The following is a 17,614-nucleotide window of genomic DNA, read 5'->3' on the forward strand; positions in this document are numbered from 1 at the left end:
TCAGCTGCACCCGCTCGTAGCACCGCACGTATCGCACTTCTCGCAAGTCCCGTTCCGCACCATCGTGAAATTCTGGCACTCGGAGCAGGAATTGCCGGTGTAGCCTTGCAGCAGTGACTTGGCGCGGCGGTCGGCGGCGAGTTTCTTCGCTTCGGCGGCTTCATTGGCCGCGGCGTCGGTGAACAGCGCCGCCGTGGTGTCGGAAGCAGAGCCGGCCACTTCCTCGAAGGCGATGTCCTCGGCCAGTTCCTTGGCGCGCTCCTCATAGTCGCGCTTGTAGGCGATCGCCTCGTCGCTGGCCGGCTTCAGCGCCAGCACATTGGAGCCGGAGAAGGCCGTGGGCGCCGAGCGGGCAGGGGTGCCGGCGCCGGCAAAGCCCTTCGGCTCGTTGCCGATCGCCCTCGACACCAGCTTCACCGGCGAACCGCGGGTCAGGCCCTTGGAAACGGCGTCGGTCTTGCCTTCGCTGATGCCGCGGCCGAGCGCGGTGTTGGAGAAGTCCGACTGGTCGACATGCGCAAGGTCGTTGCGGCCGAGATAGGAGATCGCCAGTTCACGGAACACATAGTCGAGGATCGATGTCGCGCTCTTGATGGCATCGTTGCCGATGACCATGCCGGCCGGCTCGAACTTGGTGAAGGTGAAGGCATGCACATATTCGTCGAGCGGCACGCCGTACTGCAGGCCGAGCGAAATCGCGATGGCGAAGTTGTTGAGGAGGCCACGCAGGGTCGCGCCTTCCTTGTTCATGTCGATGAAGATCTCGCCGAGGCGGCCATCATCATATTCGCCGGTGCGCAGGAAGATGGTGTTGCCGCCGATCTTGGCCTTCTGGGTGTAACCCTTGCGGCGACCGGGCAGCTTTTCCTGCTCGCGCGACACGCGTTCGATGATGCGCTCGACGATCCGCTCGGTGATCTGCGCCGCGCGCGCTGCCGCCGGGGCCGCAATCAACTGCTCGACCGCATCGTCCTCGTCCTCCTCGCCATCGGCGAGCAGCGAGGCATTCAGCGGCTGCGACAGTTTTGAGCCGTCGCGGTAAAGCGCGTTGGCCTTCAGCGCCAGCTTCCACGACAGCATGTAGGCGCCCTTGGCGTCTTCCACCGTCGCATCGTTGGGCATGTTGATGGTCTTGGAAATCGCGCCCGAGATGAAGGGCTGTGCCGCCGCCATCATCTGGATGTGGCTGTTGATCGAAAGCGAACGCTTACCGATCTTGCCGCACGGGCTGGCGCAGTCGAACACCGCGATATGTTCGGCCTTGAGGAAGGGCGCGCCTTCCAAAGTCATCGCACCGCAGACATGGATGTTGGCGGCCTCGATGTCCTTCCTGGAGAAGCCCAGCGCCGGCAAGATCTCGAACGAGAAGTCGTTGAGTTGCTCGTCGGTGAAGCCGAACGTCTCCCTTCACCCAGTCGGCGCCGAGCGTCCACTGGTTGAAGACGAACTTGATGTCGAAGGCCGACTTCAGCGCCGCATTGAGCGCCGCGATCTTCTCGTCGGTGAAGCCTTTCGCCTTGAGCGAGCCGGGGTTGATTGCCGGCGCCTGGTTGAGGTTGCCGTGGCCGACCGCATAGGCCTCGATCTCGCCGATCTGGGCTTCGGAATAGCCGAGCGTGCGCAGCGCTTCCGGCACGGCGCGGTTGATGATCTTGAAGTAGCCGCCGCCGGCGAGCTTCTTGAACTTCACCAGCGCGAAGTCAGGCTCGATGCCGGTGGTGTCGCAATCCATGACGAGACCAATCGTGCCGGTCGGCGCGATCACGGTTGCCTGCGCATTGCGGTAGCCGTGCTCCTCGCCAAGCTCGATGGCGCGGTCCCAGGCGGCTTTCGCATGCTCGGCAAGCGCCTGCTGCTTGAGGTCGGAAGCGACCAGCGGCACCGGGTTGACGGCGAGCTTCTCATAGCCGTCCTTGTCGCCATAGGCGGCGCGGCGATGGTTGCGCATGACGCGCAGCATGTTCTGCGCGTTGCGGTCATAGTCCGGGAAGGCGCCAAGCTCGGAGGCCATTTCCGCCGAGGTGGCGTAGGCGACGCCGGTCATGATCGCGGTGAGTGCTGCGCAGATGGCGCGGCCCTCCTCGGAGTCATAGGGAATGCCCGAGGTCATCAGCAGGCCGCCAATGTTGGCGTAGCCGAGGCCGAGCGTGCGGTATTCGTAGGAGAGCTTGGCGATCTCCTTCGACGGGAACTGCGCCATCATCACAGAGATTTCGAGAACGATGGTCCACAGCCGCACCGTATGCTCGTAAGCCGCGATGTCGATCGTGCCGTCGGCGTTGCGGTAGGGCAGCAGGTTGATCGAGGCGAGGTTGCAGGCCGTGTCGTCAAGGAACATGTATTCCGAGCACGGATTGGAGGCCCGGATCGCACCGGCCGAAGCGCAGGTGTGCCAGTCGTTCATCGTCGTGTTGAAATGCAGGCCCGGATCAGCCGACGCCCAGGCGGCGTAGCCAATCTTTTCCCAGAGATCCCTGGCCTTCAGCGTCTTCAGCACCTTGCCGTCCTTGCGGGCGGTCAGATGCCAGTCGGCATCGTCCTCGACGGCGCGCAGGAAATTGTCCTTCAGCGACACCGAATTGTTGGAGTTCTGGCCCGAGACCGTCAGATAGGCATCCGAATCCCAGTCGGTGTCGTAGGTCTTGAACGACATCGAGGTGTAGCCCTGCTTGGCGAACTGGATGACGCGGTAGATGTAGTTCTCCGGCACGGCCGACTTCTTGGCTGCCTTGATCTCGCGCTTCAGCGCCGTGTTGATGGCCGGATCGAAGCAGTCGTCGTCATGGCCTTCGCAGTTGACGCAAGCCTTCATGATGGCTTCGAGATGCTTCTTGACGATCTTGGAGCCGGTCACCAGCGAGGCGACCTTTTGCTCTTCATTGACCTTCCAGTCGATGAATTCCTCGATATCGGGATGGTCGGCGTCGACGATGACCATTTTCGCAGCACGGCGCGTCGTGCCGCCCGACTTGATGGCGCCCGCGGCGCGGTCGCCGATCTTGAGGAAGCTCATCAGGCCGGACGATCGGCCTCCGCCGGACAGCTTTTCGCCTTCGCCGCGCAGCAGCGAGAAGTTCGAGCCGGTGCCGGAGCCGTATTTGAACAAGCGCGCTTCACGCACCCACAGATCCATGATGCCGCCCTCGTTGACGAGGTCGTCCTGCACGCCCTGGATGAAGCAGGCATGCGGCTGCGGGTGCTCGTAGGAGGATTTCGACTTGGTCAGCTTGCCGGTGAAGGGGTCGACATAGAAGTGGCCCTGACTCGGACCGTCAATGCCGTATGCCCAGTGCAACCCAGTGTTGAACCATTGCGGTGAATTGGGCGCGACGCGCTGCGTGGCCAGCATATAGGCGAGCTCGTCGCGGAAGGTGCGCGCGTCTTCCTCCGACTTGAAGTAGCCGCCCTTGTAGCCCCAATAGGTCCAGGTGCCGGCGAGGCGGTCAAAGACCTGACGGGCGTCGATCTCGGAGCCATAGCGCTCGGCTTCCGGCAGTTTGGCAAGTTCGGCTTCATCGGCAACGGAGCGCCACAGGAAGGAGGGGACGTCGTTCTCCTCGACCTTCTTCAACCGTGCGGGGACGCCAGCCTTGCGGAAATACTTCTGCGCCAGGATGTCGGCGGCAACCTGGGAGAACTGCGCAGGCACATCGATGTTGTCGAGACGGAACACCACCGAGCCATCCGGATTCTTGATCTCGGAAAGTGCCTTGCGGAATTCGATCTCCGCATAAGCAGATTGCCCTGGCTTGGTGAAGCGACGCTCGATGCGCATTGGTCCGGTCCCTTTTGTCTATATATAGCGCTTTCGTCAGGGGATTTCTGCCCCCTAATGCGAAACACGCATGTCCGCCGTCCGCCGGCGTTCGAAAACGCCGGCTCTCCATTTCGCGGTTCCCGCCGGCCTCTGCTGGTCGAGCTCCTTGCGAAGCTTTTGTCCAACGCGCCAACGAACCCCGCAGGTCCCTCAAATCTGAATTTTTTCCGAGTCCCTCACCTGAGGGAAATTCACACTATCTAGCGTCGAACCTACCTGCAAACACTAAATATAGTATTAACAGACAATTTATTCCAGTCCGACAATTCTCCCTTTCGTCGCCCCACCACCCCACAATCCCAACGCTTCCGCCGGCCTCGTAAACAGGCGGAAATGCGGGAAAAAACGCACATAATCCGGGAAAAAGACCGGGCTCAGAACTTTCCGGTCGCACTCTCAACAGGAGCGCATGGCCTATAAAAGGCGACTCGTTTTGCGCCGTCAAGGATTCGTTTGCGTAGCTTTTGTGACCCCAACATCTTGTGTGTCACACATGTGGATAACGGGGATAGAAATGCGCCGCTGCGATTGCCAATTGCAGCAGCGGGTTTGCGCGCGTTGACGCTCAGGAGGCGCCCGTCCGATGTAATCTGGGTGGCAGCGAAAGCTGTCAGGCCGATATGCCAGATATCAGCCGTAGTGCAGCTTCGGCTTCGGCTCGGTGCCAGTGAACTGTACACCGATCCGATCGTTGCGGCGCCAGCGGACCTCGCAGCGATATGCGACGCCGTCGAGCGGCACATAAAGCAGGAAACGATCGGGAACCCGCGCCTCGAGCGGTACTTTCAATTCGGCGCCCCCGGCATGCTGGTTGCGTAGCGTAACGGCGATTTCCGAGTTCTGAATCCCGGTGATAACGGAACCGCCCTTGAGCACGCGCGGACGGTGCTCTCGCTTGGAGGCGTCGGTATCTTGCTTAAGTGGGTCTACAGAGTTTGCCATCGATCAATCGCCAGATTGGCCGATTCTTAGCGAAGAAAAATTAGCAAACCATTCATGCGGCACATCACATGGTTGTGAATCCCCAGCGGAGCACGCGCAAGATGTCGCTTAGGAGAATCTGCGTGGGTCGGCACAGAAATAGGCGATGATCTGGCAAAGATCCGGTTCATTGACCATGCGCACCGCTTCGCTGGAATTGACCCATTTGCGGGTGCGGGAATGCTTTTCCTTCCAGCGGTCGGCGATCTTGTCGACGTGCAGCGGAAACACCAGCACCTCGCAAGGCACTTCTTCGCCTGATGCCAGAACCTTGGCATAGAAGTAACGGCCGGCCTCGAGATGGGAGACGCTTCCGCGCAATCCGGCTTCCTCGCCGGCCTCGCGCGCCGCCGCCTCGCAAAGCGGCTCCCTGGCCTCCGGCCAGCCCTTCGGCAACACCCAGCGGCCAGTATCACGGCTGGTGATCAGCATGATCTCGACGCCATTTCCGGTATCGCGCCAGGGTAGGGCGGCAACCTGCAGACGGCACGGCGCGGTGCCGAAGAGTCGCCGGACCCTTTCAGCCAGGTGGTTGTGCGTCGTTGGCCTCGTCAACATAGGAGAAGCTAGCCCCAGCCTCCAGAATCGTTTGCCGCCTCACGAATCTTACGGCTAATTGTGACCAATAAAAGTAAAAACTTTGATCAGGCTGGCCGATTTCCGCCAACAAGGGTCGATTTCACAGGATAACATGCCCTGCGGACCCGTTCGCGGAAGCAAATATTGTCATCGGTGACGGCTTAACTGGAAAAAGTCGGCCTGTTGCGAATCAGCCGGCGTGGTCGTCGGCGATCGGCTTCTGATAGGTGAAGCCCATGTCCCAGGGGAAATAGATCCAGGTGTCCTGGCTGACCTCGGTGACGAAAGTGTCGACCAGTGGCCGGCCTTTGGGCTTGGCGTAGACGGTGGCGAAGTGCGCCTTGGGCATCATCGCGCGCACGATGCCGGCGGTCTTGCCGGTGTCGGTCAGGTCGTCGATGATCAGCACGCCGGCGCCGTCGTCGGCGAGCAGCGCGGGCGTGATTTCCTTCAGCACCTGCAACTGCCCCTGGCTGGTGTAGTCGTGGTAGGAGGCGACACAGACCGTCTCGATGACACGGATGCCGAGCTCGCGCGCAATGATGGCCGCGGGAACCAGACCGCCGCGCGTGATGCAGACGATCGCTCGCCATTGCCCCTTGTTGGCGCCGGAAAGCCGCCAGGAAAGCGCACGGGCGTCACGATGGAACTGGTCCCAGGAGACCGGGAAGGCTTTTTCGGGAAGGGACATTTTTCGCGCACTCCGCAGCACGCGAAGGCCGCGTGCACAAAAACAGGGGAATGCGCGCGGAATTAACTGAAAAACCTTGGGCTTGGCAAGTGGCGGCCGGCAGCGATGGCTGTGGACTTATCGCGACAGGAAAGCCGCCACCTGTGCCGTGCGCAGCACCGTGCGCGTCACCCCGCCGAATAGCAGCTGGCGCAGCCAGGAATGGCTGTAGGCGCCAAGCACCAGGAGATCGGCGCCGGTCTCGGCGACCCGGTTCTGGATCATGTCGTCGACCGAGGTGCCGCCCGATTGCTGCACCGAGACGCTGACATTGGCGCCGTGGCGCGACAGGGCCGATGCGATTTCGGCGCCGGCGGCCTCCGGGCTTTGCTCGAGCGTGTCGGGCGGATCGATGACCAATATGTCGGTTTTCTCGGCCTCGATGATGAAGGGCAGGGCGTCGAAGGCGGCGCGCGCGGCCTCCTTGCTGCCGTTCCAGGCGAGCAGTACCCGCTTGAATGTGGTGACCAGCGGACCCGCGCTCGGCACCACCAGCACCGGGCGGCCGGCATCATAGACCAGCGTGTCGACATCGGCACTCGGGTCGCCGCCGGTTTCGCGTTGGGCGGCGACGATGAGATCGGCGGCACGTACGCTCGAAATGCCGGTCAGCGCGCTGTCGCCGGAAAAGCTCTCCAGGCTGCGCCACTCGAAGGAGAGGCCGGAATCCTTGATGCGCCGGAGAAAGACGGCCTGCAGCTTGTCGGCCCGCTCCCGGTTCATGTCGGCCGACACTTGCAGGAACTCAGTGTCCGGGAAGCCGGTCGCCGATGTGTAGGGCACCGGAAGCGCCTCGGCATGGATGCCGATCAGATGGCTCTCGAAGCGGCTGGCGAGCGGAATGGCGCAGTCGAGCACGCGCTCGGCGTCCTGCTCGTTCTGCAGAATGGCAACGATGGTCTTGAAGCGCATGATGATCCCTCAATCTGGCGAGCCTTCAATCTCGCGTGCAAGGAAACGTTGCGGCGCCGCGCTTGGTTCCGGCGGCTCAACTCGCCTTGGCGGCGAAACCCGCCACCATCGCCTCGACGTCGGCGCGCGCGGCGTCAAGCGCCTCCTGGCTGCGGGCGCGAACGACCAGTTCGGTCCAGAACTTGCCATCGCCATATTTCGGATAGGAGCCGATGATCGTGTCCGGATGCGCCTTCTGGATCTCGCCCAGAGGTCCGCCGACGAGGCCTTCGCCGAACGGACAGTGCACCGTCGCCGACAGCATCTTCGTGCCGGTCTTCAGCGTCGGCACGACATTGTCGAGCATGGCCTGGAAAATCGAGGGCACACCGGCCATGACATGGACGTTGCCGATGCGAAAACCGGGCGCTACCGACACCGGGTTGTCGATATGGTCGGCACCGCGCGGCATCCGCGCCATGCGCTTGCGCGCCTCGGTATATTCGATGCCGCGCGTCGCATAGCTTTCGCCCAGCATCGCATAGGCCTTGGCGTCGTATTCGCAGGGCACGCCGAACGCCTTGGCAATCGAATCGGCGGTGATGTCGTCATGGGTCGGGCCGATGCCGCCGGTGGTGAACACGTAGGTATAGCGCGCGCGCACGGCATTCACCGCAGCTATGATCTCGTCTTCCTCGTCGGGAACGATGCGCACTTCCTTCAGATCAACGCCGATCGAGGTCATGATGTCGGCGAGATGGCCGATATTCTTGTCCTTGGTGCGGCCGGACAGAATCTCATCGCCGATGACGAGCATGGCGGCGGTAACGATTTCAGGCATGGAAGACTCCGGCAGGACGGGGTCGCCTGAGATAGCGCGGCGCGTGGCCGTCGGCAATGCCACCGGGCGGTGAGCATCCGCACTTGGACCCGCCCGTTGCGATGCGAGGTTGCAGCACGACCGGATGCGGGTAAGCTCAAACCGGTTCTGGTCCGGGTGAACAATGCTGATATCGATCCTGTCATGGCTGCTGGCCCTGTTGTTGCTGCTGGCGGTGCTGGGGATCGCGTGTCTGGTGCTGGCGACGCTGTGGATTGCGGCGAAGGCGCAAAGACTGGTGCCGCCGGTCGGAAAATTCGTCGAGATCGACGGCAACCGCATCCACTATGTCGATGTGGGCGAGGGCAGGCCGATCGTCTTCCTGCATGGACTTGGTGCGCAACTCCATCACTTCCGGCACACTTTGTTCGGACATTTCGGCCCGGGCTACCGGCTGATCGCGCTTGATCGTCCGGGATCGGGCTATTCGGTGCGCGCGAACGGCGCCACCGGCCGGTTGCCCGAACAGGCAGAATTGGTGCGCCGCTTCATCGAAAAATTGGGACTGGAAAGGCCGCTGGTGGTGGGTCACTCGCTGGGTGGCGCCATTACGCTGACCCTCGCCGTGGAACATCCCGAGGCGATTTCGGGCATCGCCTTGCTGGCGCCGTTGACGCATCTGGAAACCAGGGCACGCCAGCGGTTCGACCTGCTCTACATTCCCTCACGCCTGCAGCGTTGGGTCATGGCCTATACAGTGGCGATACCCCTGAGCCTGCGCTATGCGCGGCCGACAATGGAATTCATCTTCGCGCCGCAGGCTTTTCCGGCGGACTACATGGTTGACGGCGGTGGCTGGCTCGGGCTGCGGCCTGCCCATTTCGAGGCGACATCGGCCGATGTCGTGGCCGTCGAACAGGATCTCGGCCGCATCGAGCTGCGCTATGGCGAGATCGCCATGCCGGTCGGCATCCTGTTTGGGGCCGCCGACCGCGTCATCGACATCCGCGTCCATGGCGAGCCGATGCGCGGCAAGATCGATGGGCTCGATTTCGAACCCGTCGACGGCGTCGGCCATATGCCGCAGTTCGTCGAGCCGAGGCGGGTGATTGGTTTCATCGAGCGGATTGCCGCCCGCGCGTTTGCATCACCACAGCCTCACGACAATTTCAATGAACCAACCGGCTGACTGCCGGGTTTACCCCGTGTCGCACCCAAGGCGACCAAGACACGGAGTAATGCAATGTACAGGAAATTTCTCGCGACATCGGTTCTGACGATCGGTCTCGCCACATCGGCGATGGCCCAGTCATCCGACGGCACATATTCCAACCGTCACAGCTGGTGGCCGTTCGGCAACGAACAGTCTTCAAGGTCGACCAGAACACGACCGGAAGCATCAATGGCGACACCCTTGGCAATCCTGGCGACCCGGCAGGACCTTGTGCCTATAGCTCGGCCGGTCCTGATGCGAACCATCAGGGAAATGTGAACGACCAGTATTGCGGTAAATAGTCGACCGCGGGGGCCCGCAACTGGCCACGAGACGTCCCCCTCTCCGGACGTCCGTGGCCTGCGGCCTTCGGCAATAAACTTAGTCAGAGACCTCGGTCTGCGGCCGGTCGCGGCCATCAGCCAGTTCCTCGTGCCATTTGCCGTCGGCGTCCTCATACTGGATACCGTCCGTCGCGCCTGCCACCTGCTGCTCGGCCGAAGCGATCTCGGCGGCGCGCAGCGCGTCCTGATGGGTGGGAAATGTCTCCGAGTAGGTCGAACCGACCTTGTAGGCCCAGCCGCCGTCATGCTCGACGATCTTGTAAGTCAGCTTCGCCATCAAAAACCTCCGGTTGAAAGGTCCGCCTGCTTAATGCAGCCGGTCGTCGGAAAGCCTGTCGTCGGGCACCAGCACTTCCGATTCCCTGGCGGCCTCGATCAATGCCCGTCGCGCTTCCGCTGTCGAACGATAACCTTCCAGCACTTTGAGGCAAGTGTCGAGGGCATCCTGATGGCGCGGGCCGCGATTGAGCGGCCACACTGTCATCAGGCACTCCGCCGCTTCCTGGGTGCTTCGGATATGGCGGTATTTGCCGACATGGCCAAGTTCGACCACAACCGGCGTTTCAAAAGGTTTGTTGTCCATCATGGCCGCAACGCAAATCAGCCAATTTGGTTGCAAAAGTGGCGCGGAACCTGCGCCCAAAAGTCGCGTCGCGTTTACGACGCGCTTTCGGCCTTTTTGTTTGATGCATGTCGTTGTCCACTTTTGGGTGGACATGCATCGGCGTCTCAGTAGTCGCAATCGTTGCGCAGCCAGCGCGCATTGGCCCAGCCGGTCGTGCCGCCGATTTCGACCTGATACCAGTTGCCGCGCCGGTCGAAGATCTCGACGTGATCGCCATTCAGTAGTCGCAATCGTTGCGCAGCCAGCGCGCATTGGCCCAGCCGGTCGTGCCGCCGATTTCGACCTGATACCAGTTGCCGCGCCGGTCGAAGATCTCGACGTGATCGCCATTGAACAGCTGGCCGATCATCCGCGATGACGAGTTCGGCCGTGTCCGCACGGCGAGAAAGCCGCTGCCGGTGGCCAGATTGTAGCGGCCGGACAGGCCGTGCACCGTACCCTCGCAATATTGCGCGACGCTCGGCGTCGACGCACCGAGCCAAAACCCGGCCACGGCCACAATAGCTGCAGCCGGCAAGAATGCCCTGAACGACATGATCTCCTCCCAAGCCCGGCCGCGCCCGCCGCAGCCTCACCCAGCGTAACAGTTTGCAGCCAGAATTGAAGCGGGCTGTTGCAAACGGGCCGGGTAGGATCGCGCCGAGATCAGGGGGCCCCGGCATTAGGAGAATGGCCCGATCAGCCCGCCGCCTTCATCCAGTGCTCCATCGTCGTCACCGAGCGGGCGAGCTGCGGCGCCGGATGGATCTTTTCGCTGAATGTGGCGGCCGCACGCCAGCCCCAGCGCGGATCGGCGAGAAAGGCGCGCGCCAGCGCCACCATGTCGGCGCGGCCCTCGGCGATAACAGCCTCGGCCTGCTTCGGATCGTCGATCAGGCCGACCGCGCGGGTCGGGATGCCGGCGCCCTTGCGCACGGCTTCCGCCAGATGCACCTGATAGCCGGGGCCGGTGGGCAGTTTCTGCAAAGGCGAATTGCCGCCGCTGGAGCAGCAGAGATAGGCGACACCCTCGGCCTTCAATACCTTCGCCACCTCGATCGCGTCCTCGACGTCGAAGCCACCGTCGACCCAGTCCTTCACCGACAGCCGCGTTCCAAGCATCAGCTTCGGCACTGCCTTCTTCACCGCCCTGGCGATTTCGACGACAAGGCGCATCCGGTTTTCCAGCGAGCCGCCCCAGCGGTCCGTGCGCTGGTTGGACAGCGGCGACAGGAACTGGAAGATCAAATAGCCGTGTGCGGCGTGCAGTTCGATGAAGTCGAAGCCGGCGCGTTCGGCCCGCCTTGCGGCTTCGGCGAACCGCTCGATGAGCTGCAGGATTTCCTCGTCTTCCAGCGCGTGCGGCACGTTCCAGCCGGTGTCATAGGCGATAGCCGAGGCCGAGACGGTCTGCCAGGGATCCTCGTTCGGCTGCAGTGGCCCGCCGCCCTCCCAGGGCTTACGGTTCGAAGCCTTGCGGCCGGCATGGGCAAGCTGCGTGCCGAATTTCGTGCCGGGGGCTGCGACGCGTCGTGCGGCATCCAGTGTGCGGCGCGCAGCGGCTTCGTTGTCGTCGGAGTAAAGTCCGAGGCAGCCATGGGTGATGCGCCCGCGCCGCTCGACATCGGTCATCTCCACCGTGACCATGCCGGCGCCGGACATGGCCAGGTTACTCCAGTGGTAAAGATGCCAATCGCTGGCGCGGCCGTCCTCGGCGGAATACTGGCACATAGGCGCGACGGCGATGCGGTTGGGGAAGCTCAAGCCGTCGAGCGTGATCGGCTGGAAAAGCGATGTCGTCATGAAAGGACTCCGGGAAGGGAACGCGCTATTTAGGCAACGGAGCTTTCCCATACCACACACGAGAGGGTGAAGCGCGCTCTGGACCAATGGCTGCCCCAATTGCGCCGGCGCCGGTTCGCGGCTACGCCTGCGCCCGGCAGCAAAATACCGAGGTATCCAATGGACGATCGCATTCGCATCCGCTCGGAAGAGGTTCTTTCCGACGACTGGGCCGTGCTGAAAAAGACCGTGCTCGACTATCGCCGGCGCGACGGCCAGTGGGAGACGCAGATCCGCCAGACCTATGATCGCGGCGACGGCGCGGTGATCCTGCCCTACGACCCCACGCGTGCGACGGTGCTGCTGGTGCGGCAGTTCCGCTATCCCGCTTACGTCACCGGCCACCGCGAGCCGCTGATCGAGGCCTGTGCCGGGCTGCTCGACGAAAACGACCCGGAAACCGCCATCCGCAAGGAAGCCGAGGAAGAACTCGGCTACCAGCTGAAGGACATTGAGCGGCTGTTTTCACCTTACATGAGCCCAGGCAGCGTCACCGAGCGGCTATGGTTCTTCGTTGCCCGCTATTCGCCTGCCGACCGCATCTCGGCCGGCGGCGGCGCGCCGGAAGAGGGCGAGGACATCGAGGTCCTGGAAATGCCACTCGACGAAGCGCTGGCCGGCATTGCCGACGGCCGCATCGTCGATGCCAAGACGATTATCTTGATCCAGCACCTGAAATTGTACCCGATGAAGGCCTAGTCTCTCGAAGCTCGCCGAGCATTTGCCTTACGGCTGCGGACAGGCCGGCACGTCCATTTCGCGGATGAAGTTGCGCAAGGCCTCCATGTCCCGGGACAGAGGCCGATCGTCGGAATAGTGGGCGATTTTTTCCCGGACCATTTGGTAGATGGCATCGGTACCGGGCGCACGTGTACCGCGCTGCGCCAGAAAATCATGGGCCTGCGCGGCTGCCATGAGTTCGATCGCCAGGATGTATTCCGCGTTGTCGATAACCGCCAGAAGCTTGTTGGCGGCGACGGTTGGATGAGCCAGAAAATCCTCTTGCAGGCCGGATGTGACGCCGCCGTCGGTCGCCGCCGGGGCGGCCAGACGCCGATTGACGTTGCTGAGCGACGTGGCCGTGTATTGGGCGATCATGAAGCCGGAATTGGCTCCGTCCTCATCGGCAAGGAAGGCCGGCAGATTGTTGACAAGTGGATTGACCAGACGATCGATCCGACGCTCGCTCATTCCAGCCACCTGCGCCAAGGCGATGGTCAGGCCGTCGGCCGCCTGGCCGAGGGCGGGCGCTACCGCATGCGCCTCTGAAACGACCTGAGGATCGTTCAAAGACCCGAATACCGCGGGATTGTCGGTGACGGCAGCCAATTCGCGGTCGACCAACTCGGCGGACCGGTCCAGCACCTCCCGGGCGGCGCCATGAACATGGGGCACGGCGCGAAGACTGAGGGCGTCTTGCGTGCGACTGCCGTGGGCGAGCGCGATAAGTTCGCTGCCATGAAGCCAGCCACGCAGCGATTTGCCCACCTCCTGAATGCCGGGTGAGGGCCTCATCGCCAGGATTTGTTCACCAAAGGCCGGCATTTGCGCGCCGGCGGCTTCAAGCGTCAAAGCCGCCGCTGCGTCGGCCCATCCCAACAGACGCTCCGCGCGCAGCACAGCGATGCTTGTCAGGCCGGTTGCGCAGGCGGTGCCATTGACGAGGCTCAAGCCTTCCTTGGCGCCGAGCTCCAAGGGCTCCAGACCCATTTCGGCCAGGGCCTCGAGCCCGCTCATCGAGCGGCCCGCCATGGTTGCACTGCCTTCGCCGATCAACACCAGTGCCACATGCGCGTTGTGCGTCAAATAGCCGGCCGATCCCCGGGACGGCACGTCGGGAACGCAATCGCGCTCGATAAAGGTGAGCAAATTACGAACGATCGCAGGGCTGACGCCTGAATGGCCATGCGCGAAATTCGCCACCTGAGCGGCAATGATGGCGCGCACGCCGCGTCTCGGCACGAGGTCACCGACGCCGCAGGCGTGACTGCGAATGATATTGCGCGACAGTTTCTTTTGCAGGGCAGGCGCCACGACCTTGCTTGCCAAGGCGCCTACCCCGGTATTGACGCCATAGGCGCGAATGCCTTTTTCGACGATGGCGGCTACGATCTGGTGCGCAAAAGCGATCCTGTCCCACGCTGCCTGGCTAAGCGCCAGGGATTCGCCTTCGCTCACCCGCGCGATATCGCGCCAGCTGGCGTTTCCATCTATCGTTATTGTCATTGCCCGTTCCGAAAATAGCTTTGCGAATGCGCAGGTGCTGTTGGCTCACTCGAAGGGCGGCGTGAGACCCTTGCTTCGGCTCCTTACCGCACAATCGCGGGCATAATGGCGATGGAATTGCCGACTGATGCGACTGTAGCGACGTCGTCGGTCATAAAAGACATGCCGCCTGCGATCAGACGCTGGAAATCCGGCGCTCCGTTTGAAGTCACTTTCGAGGGTAATCTCGAAGACCTATAGGACGGCAGCCCACGGGCATATGCGGCTATTCCGTGCGGACAGTTTAACGGGGGCCTCGGCGCCGAGGTACGATCCCATGGAGGCCAAAGACGCTTCCGGGAGTCGTATATTAGCAATAAACAATATATTAATAGCTATAATGCAGCCTTGGCACAGGGACGGAAATACCTCCCATCGACGTTCCGACACGCGCCCTGGAGCGCTGGGACGTTTGACCAATGCGGAGCAAAACGCATGAGTGTCGGAGCAGCTCTCGAGCAATTGCTGCGGCTGATTTATCGCCGAGCCATGAAATTGGCGATGTTGCCGGAGGATGAAAGGGATTCGCACTACGACCACATCCGCCTGTCATGTTGCGCGGCCGCCGAGCACATTGGGCAAGATCCCGACAGGGCAGCCATCACGGCAAACGATATGGTCGAGTTTGTTCGCGCGCTGGTTGGAATCATTGAGATGGGCTCTGCACCAGACCATGAGCCAAGCGCCGATCAGCGGCCGCCGGTACCACATTTAGGCGACCAAGGGACTGACACGACGCGCATCTAGCACACAGGCAAGAACGCTACCGTTGGCAACGGCAACGAGGCGGCTATCGCTGGCGCTGAACGATGTAGCTGCTGGTGCTGGCGTCGGCGCCGCGGCCGCGAGTAACCACAACCGTTGTGTAACCGATCGGCAGGGAGCCCGTGTTGGTCGCATCGACCGGACGGCATCGCCCGATGATCTCGCCGTTCGAGGACCTTGCGAGCCTGTCCTTCAGCGAAGCCATGCACAGATCGAGAGATGCATACATTGCTGGCTCCATCTCGACGGGTTTGCAGATGGAGGCCTCGCCCGGGGTGCACGAGAGCAAAACCATCATGGCCGCGGTTGCCGGATCCATTTTCTGAAATCTCCGTCGTTTTGACGGACCTCAACGTGGAAATGCCGCCTTTGTTTCGCTTCCGCTTAGAAATCAGTTCGGATGGCCGTCTCCAGGACGGCTATCCAGCCAGGCGTCTTCAATGTGGTGGCCAGTGCAAGGCAGCCAAATCTAGCTTTGATTTCAATCTGGTGCGGACGACGGGAATCGAACCCGTACGATCAGAGATCGAGGGATTTTAAGTCTCTTTTTCTGCGGTGCTTCCCGCTCAATAGCCTGAAAAACCAAGACTTCGAGCTGATGGTGAAGTCCGACTTTCTCCCACATGCGTGGGAAATCCCCACGATATTTCCCACACAATCATGTGTGCGAGCATGCTCCCTTGCTCTTTGCAAAATCCCACACCACGCGTACATGTGCGGGCACTGCGGGCGTGGTGAAATTGGTATACACACCGGACTTAAAATCCGGAGGCCTCGGCCATGCGGGTTCAAGTCCCGCCGCCCGCACCACTAGGTCAGTTGCTGTATGCGATTTGAGTTGTTTTTCTTGGGACGGATACCGTCGGGCAACAAAGGTGGCCCGCACTGGAACTTTGCCGCCGACTTCCGGACCCAGATGCACCACCAGCTTGTTCGCCTCTGGAAAACTAACCCACTTAGTGAGCACACAAAGTGGTTATCCAAGCCCTACAACGACAACACGTGGGAGGGCGTCGCGACGTTCGAGCGACACGGCTTGGACTTCGTGGTCGTCGCGAGCCAGCGCGTTTCACTATCCATCAAGATGGATATTCATTTTTATGAACCTGCCGGCGAGTTGTCGGTGGCAAGTGACGTTGCCGATGTCGACAACAGGGTCAAAGTCCTATTCGATCTTTTGAGACTACCCGACAATCCCAAACATGTTCCACAGGGGTTGGTGCCACACTATTGCCTGATGGAGGATGATCGCCTCGTTTGGGAACTGACGGTCAAGCGTCATAGGCTCCTTCGCACAGTGGAGACAGCGGAGTACATGACAAGGCTTGATATTAGCGTCCTTCCATCTCGCGGGGCGATGGGAAATCTGTCAATCGTAGACACCTCGGTCTACTAGCAATCGTCTAATCCAAGGTTTGGAGCCTGATATTTCTCCCACATGATTTCCCACATGGTCCCTTGCGCGCTGCAATAGTCGCTCGAGCGGGAACGTTGCACTTCTACACGCAACAATCTTAGCAAAAACAGTAGGTTGGTATCACAACTTCAGGTAGTTAGACATATAGGTGCAACCGTAAGGTCTATGACCAACAGTTCTGGTATGCTAAAGCATTGTTTTTGTTGACGACGCATCGACCAATTTTTTAAGTCCCTTGCGTCTACCAATTCCGCCACGTCCGCAGGTCAGCCCTTTTCAGATGCCAGACACAGGCCGTCAAGTCGTGTTCTTGAGCTGTCCGAACGCGCACCCCAGAGGAGGGGGCGCGGCGATACTGGCGTGATCGCGGAATTTAGCGCGGCGCGCGCAATGCGTAGGGTGTTTGAACGGCGGACTTGATCCGCCGAGGCCGGCGTCTACCAGGCCCAACCCATTCCCCCGCCCACTGGGGGCGCCGGCCGCCCCTCCTCATCGAAATTGCTGATCATATCCAGCGGTCGCTCGCCGATCGCTGTTGGCAGCGCTCAGAACTTGTAGCTGAGATTGATGCCGACGGTGTTCAGTTTGGTATCCTGGTCGCGGCCGACGAAGTCGCTGGACCCGTCATAGTGTTCGGAGCCGAAATCGTAATAGCGATACTGCGCGCCGACGACGAACTTGTCGGTCAGCGCATAGTCGACGCCGGCACCCACGGTCCAGCCGACATTGGTGCGCGTCTCGGAGAAGGCGGAGCCTGCTGATTGCGAGGTCTCGATACCGGCGAAGGCGACGCCGCCTATGCCGTAGACCAGCACACGATCCATCGCATATCCGGCCTTGGCGTTGACCGAACCGAACCATTTGATGTCGGTGCCGACGACATTTCCGGGTCCGCCGAGTTCCGCCGTGCCGTCGATCGAGGAATAGTTGAGCTCGGCCTCTGCGCCGATCACCGCCTGGTCGAATTGCCACAGCCCGGCCACGTGCCCGCCGACGAAACCGCCGTCAATGTCGGGCGAGACAGAAAACGGTCCGCCGTCATTTCCTGAGATATCGGACCGGCCCCAGCCATATCCTGCCTGCAGGCCGGCATAGTATCCTGTCCAGTCGAAGCCGGGCGCGGTCATCGGCACATCGGCCGTCGGGTCGGCTGCGAGAGCCGGCACGGACAGGACGGCAAGAAGACCGGCACTTGCGACCACAAGGCGATACATCGAACTCCCCGAGCGAAGAGTCGGAAAATCTTGGGAGCCAAGGTAGACCGTTTTGCGACGAAACGGAAACCTGTTTCTGGCTGCGGCCGTGCGCCGCTCGCCGAACGGCAGCCTGCAAGCCGACGACAGCTG

The 17,614-nt window shown here is 61.6% G+C and carries 17 protein-coding genes, 1 tRNA gene and 1 pseudogene; 5 read left to right on the forward strand and 14 right to left on the reverse strand.

What is annotated here, in order from left to right:
• The 6 genes and pseudogenes from HB778_RS28300 to HB778_RS28325 form a co-directional block, all read right to left on the reverse strand.
• Positions 1–3,775: pseudogene (locus tag HB778_RS28300) on the reverse strand (vitamin B12-dependent ribonucleotide reductase).
• A 672-nt stretch (positions 3,776–4,447) separates the two neighbouring features.
• Entirely contained in the window at positions 4,448–4,759 is a 312-nt protein-coding gene (locus HB778_RS28305; RefSeq protein WP_183458731.1) for a PilZ domain-containing protein, read from the reverse strand.
• A 108-nt stretch (positions 4,760–4,867) separates the two neighbouring features.
• A complete protein-coding gene (locus HB778_RS28310) occupies positions 4,868–5,356 on the reverse strand; it encodes an NUDIX hydrolase (RefSeq protein ID WP_183458732.1) in 489 nt (162 codons plus the stop codon).
• A 211-nt stretch (positions 5,357–5,567) separates the two neighbouring features.
• The gene (gene gpt, locus HB778_RS28315; RefSeq protein WP_027045568.1) at positions 5,568–6,068 is read right to left on the reverse strand and encodes a xanthine phosphoribosyltransferase; all 501 of its coding nucleotides are present in this window, start codon (positions 6,066–6,068) and stop codon (positions 5,568–5,570) included.
• 117 nt (positions 6,069–6,185) lie between these two features.
• Positions 6,186–7,019, reverse strand: coding sequence for a universal stress protein (locus HB778_RS28320; protein WP_183458734.1), 834 nt, complete (start codon positions 7,017–7,019; stop codon positions 6,186–6,188).
• A 76-nt stretch (positions 7,020–7,095) separates the two neighbouring features.
• Complete coding sequence (locus HB778_RS28325) at positions 7,096–7,839, reverse strand: competence/damage-inducible protein A (RefSeq protein WP_183458736.1); 744 nt, start codon at positions 7,837–7,839, stop codon at positions 7,096–7,098.
• 163 nt (positions 7,840–8,002) lie between these two features.
• Here HB778_RS28325 and HB778_RS28330 point away from each other — a divergent pair, with 163 nt between their 5' ends.
• Positions 8,003–9,007, forward strand: coding sequence for an alpha/beta fold hydrolase (locus tag HB778_RS28330; RefSeq protein ID WP_183458738.1), 1,005 nt, complete (start codon positions 8,003–8,005; stop codon positions 9,005–9,007).
• 405 nt (positions 9,008–9,412) lie between these two features.
• Here the strand turns inward: HB778_RS28330 and HB778_RS28335 are convergent, their stop codons facing one another.
• From HB778_RS28335 to HB778_RS28355, 5 genes are all read right to left on the reverse strand, one after another.
• Positions 9,413–9,652, reverse strand: coding sequence for a DUF2188 domain-containing protein (locus HB778_RS28335; protein ID WP_183458739.1), 240 nt, complete (start codon positions 9,650–9,652; stop codon positions 9,413–9,415).
• A 30-nt stretch (positions 9,653–9,682) separates the two neighbouring features.
• Positions 9,683–9,961, reverse strand: coding sequence for a DUF982 domain-containing protein (locus HB778_RS28340; protein WP_183465256.1), 279 nt, complete (start codon positions 9,959–9,961; stop codon positions 9,683–9,685).
• 143 nt (positions 9,962–10,104) lie between these two features.
• Positions 10,105–10,230, reverse strand: coding sequence for an SH3 domain-containing protein (locus tag HB778_RS28345; RefSeq protein ID WP_183458741.1), 126 nt, complete (start codon positions 10,228–10,230; stop codon positions 10,105–10,107).
• Complete coding sequence (locus HB778_RS28350; protein ID WP_183458743.1) at positions 10,218–10,535, reverse strand: SH3 domain-containing protein; 318 nt, start codon at positions 10,533–10,535, stop codon at positions 10,218–10,220. The genes HB778_RS28345 and HB778_RS28350 overlap by 13 nt, the downstream gene beginning before the upstream one ends.
• Before the next feature lie 143 nt (positions 10,536–10,678).
• The gene (locus tag HB778_RS28355; RefSeq protein WP_183458745.1) at positions 10,679–11,782 is read right to left on the reverse strand and encodes an NADH:flavin oxidoreductase/NADH oxidase; all 1,104 of its coding nucleotides are present in this window, start codon (positions 11,780–11,782) and stop codon (positions 10,679–10,681) included.
• Between the two features lie 159 nt (positions 11,783–11,941).
• Here HB778_RS28355 and HB778_RS28360 point away from each other — a divergent pair, with 159 nt between their 5' ends.
• Positions 11,942–12,520 carry an NUDIX domain-containing protein gene (locus HB778_RS28360; protein WP_183458747.1) on the forward strand — a complete coding sequence of 193 codons (579 nt, stop codon included), beginning with the start codon at positions 11,942–11,944 and terminating at the stop codon, positions 12,518–12,520.
• Positions 12,521–12,547: 27 nt separating this feature from the next.
• Here the strand turns inward: HB778_RS28360 and HB778_RS28365 are convergent, their stop codons facing one another.
• The gene (locus tag HB778_RS28365; RefSeq protein ID WP_183458750.1) at positions 12,548–14,047 is read right to left on the reverse strand and encodes an HAL/PAL/TAL family ammonia-lyase; all 1,500 of its coding nucleotides are present in this window, start codon (positions 14,045–14,047) and stop codon (positions 12,548–12,550) included.
• Between the two features lie 474 nt (positions 14,048–14,521).
• Here HB778_RS28365 and HB778_RS28370 point away from each other — a divergent pair, with 474 nt between their 5' ends.
• Complete coding sequence (locus tag HB778_RS28370) at positions 14,522–14,833, forward strand: hypothetical protein (RefSeq protein WP_183458752.1); 312 nt, start codon at positions 14,522–14,524, stop codon at positions 14,831–14,833.
• A gap of 43 nt (positions 14,834–14,876) precedes the next feature.
• Here HB778_RS28370 and HB778_RS28375 read toward each other — a convergent pair whose 3' ends face one another.
• Positions 14,877–15,170 (reverse strand): hypothetical protein, encoded by a 294-nt coding sequence (locus HB778_RS28375; RefSeq protein WP_183458754.1) that lies wholly within the window; start codon positions 15,168–15,170, stop codon positions 14,877–14,879.
• Positions 15,171–15,576: 406 nt separating this feature from the next.
• Between HB778_RS28375 and HB778_RS28380 the strand changes: the two genes are divergently transcribed.
• A tRNA-Leu gene (locus HB778_RS28380) sits at positions 15,577–15,661 on the forward strand.
• Positions 15,662–15,698: 37 nt separating this feature from the next.
• Positions 15,699–16,247 (forward strand): hypothetical protein, encoded by a 549-nt coding sequence (locus tag HB778_RS28385; RefSeq protein ID WP_183458756.1) that lies wholly within the window; start codon positions 15,699–15,701, stop codon positions 16,245–16,247.
• Positions 16,248–16,813: 566 nt separating this feature from the next.
• Here HB778_RS28385 and HB778_RS28390 read toward each other — a convergent pair.
• Positions 16,814–17,482, reverse strand: coding sequence for an outer membrane protein (locus HB778_RS28390; protein ID WP_183458758.1), 669 nt, complete (start codon positions 17,480–17,482; stop codon positions 16,814–16,816).
• Positions 17,483–17,614 lie beyond the last annotated feature (132 nt).

The sequence above is a fragment of the Mesorhizobium huakuii genome, from assembly GCF_014189455.1.
Taxonomy (GTDB): Bacteria; Pseudomonadota; Alphaproteobacteria; order Rhizobiales; family Rhizobiaceae; genus Mesorhizobium; species Mesorhizobium huakuii_A.

What these genes read in the sequence shown, in the direction of transcription:
- HB778_RS28365 (WP_183458750.1), bottom strand. Translation starts at nt 14,047, where the DNA reads ATGACAATAACGATAGATGGAAACGCCAGCTGGCGCGATATCGCGCGG.
- HB778_RS28355 (WP_183458745.1), bottom strand. Translation starts at nt 11,782, where the DNA reads ATGACGACATCGCTTTTCCAGCCGATCACGCTCGACGGCTTGAGCTTC.
- HB778_RS28335 (WP_183458739.1), bottom strand. Translation starts at nt 9,652, where the DNA reads ATGGCGAAGCTGACTTACAAGATCGTCGAGCATGACGGCGGCTGGGCC.
- HB778_RS28350 (WP_183458743.1), bottom strand. Translation starts at nt 10,535, where the DNA reads ATGTCGTTCAGGGCATTCTTGCCGGCTGCAGCTATTGTGGCCGTGGCC.
- HB778_RS28325 (WP_183458736.1), bottom strand. Translation starts at nt 7,839, where the DNA reads ATGCCTGAAATCGTTACCGCCGCCATGCTCGTCATCGGCGATGAGATT.
- HB778_RS28340 (WP_183465256.1), bottom strand. Translation starts at nt 9,961, where the DNA reads ATGATGGACAACAAACCTTTTGAAACGCCGGTTGTGGTCGAACTTGGC.
- HB778_RS28330 (WP_183458738.1), top strand. Translation starts at nt 8,003, where the DNA reads ATGCTGATATCGATCCTGTCATGGCTGCTGGCCCTGTTGTTGCTGCTG.
- HB778_RS28390 (WP_183458758.1), bottom strand. Translation starts at nt 17,482, where the DNA reads ATGTATCGCCTTGTGGTCGCAAGTGCCGGTCTTCTTGCCGTCCTGTCC.
- HB778_RS28310 (WP_183458732.1), bottom strand. Translation starts at nt 5,356, where the DNA reads ATGTTGACGAGGCCAACGACGCACAACCACCTGGCTGAAAGGGTCCGG.
- HB778_RS28320 (WP_183458734.1), bottom strand. Translation starts at nt 7,019, where the DNA reads ATGCGCTTCAAGACCATCGTTGCCATTCTGCAGAACGAGCAGGACGCC.
- HB778_RS28360 (WP_183458747.1), top strand. Translation starts at nt 11,942, where the DNA reads ATGGACGATCGCATTCGCATCCGCTCGGAAGAGGTTCTTTCCGACGAC.
- gpt (WP_027045568.1), bottom strand. Translation starts at nt 6,068, where the DNA reads ATGTCCCTTCCCGAAAAAGCCTTCCCGGTCTCCTGGGACCAGTTCCAT.
- HB778_RS28305 (WP_183458731.1), bottom strand. Translation starts at nt 4,759, where the DNA reads ATGGCAAACTCTGTAGACCCACTTAAGCAAGATACCGACGCCTCCAAG.
- HB778_RS28370 (WP_183458752.1), top strand. Translation starts at nt 14,522, where the DNA reads ATGAGTGTCGGAGCAGCTCTCGAGCAATTGCTGCGGCTGATTTATCGC.
- HB778_RS28375 (WP_183458754.1), bottom strand. Translation starts at nt 15,170, where the DNA reads ATGGATCCGGCAACCGCGGCCATGATGGTTTTGCTCTCGTGCACCCCG.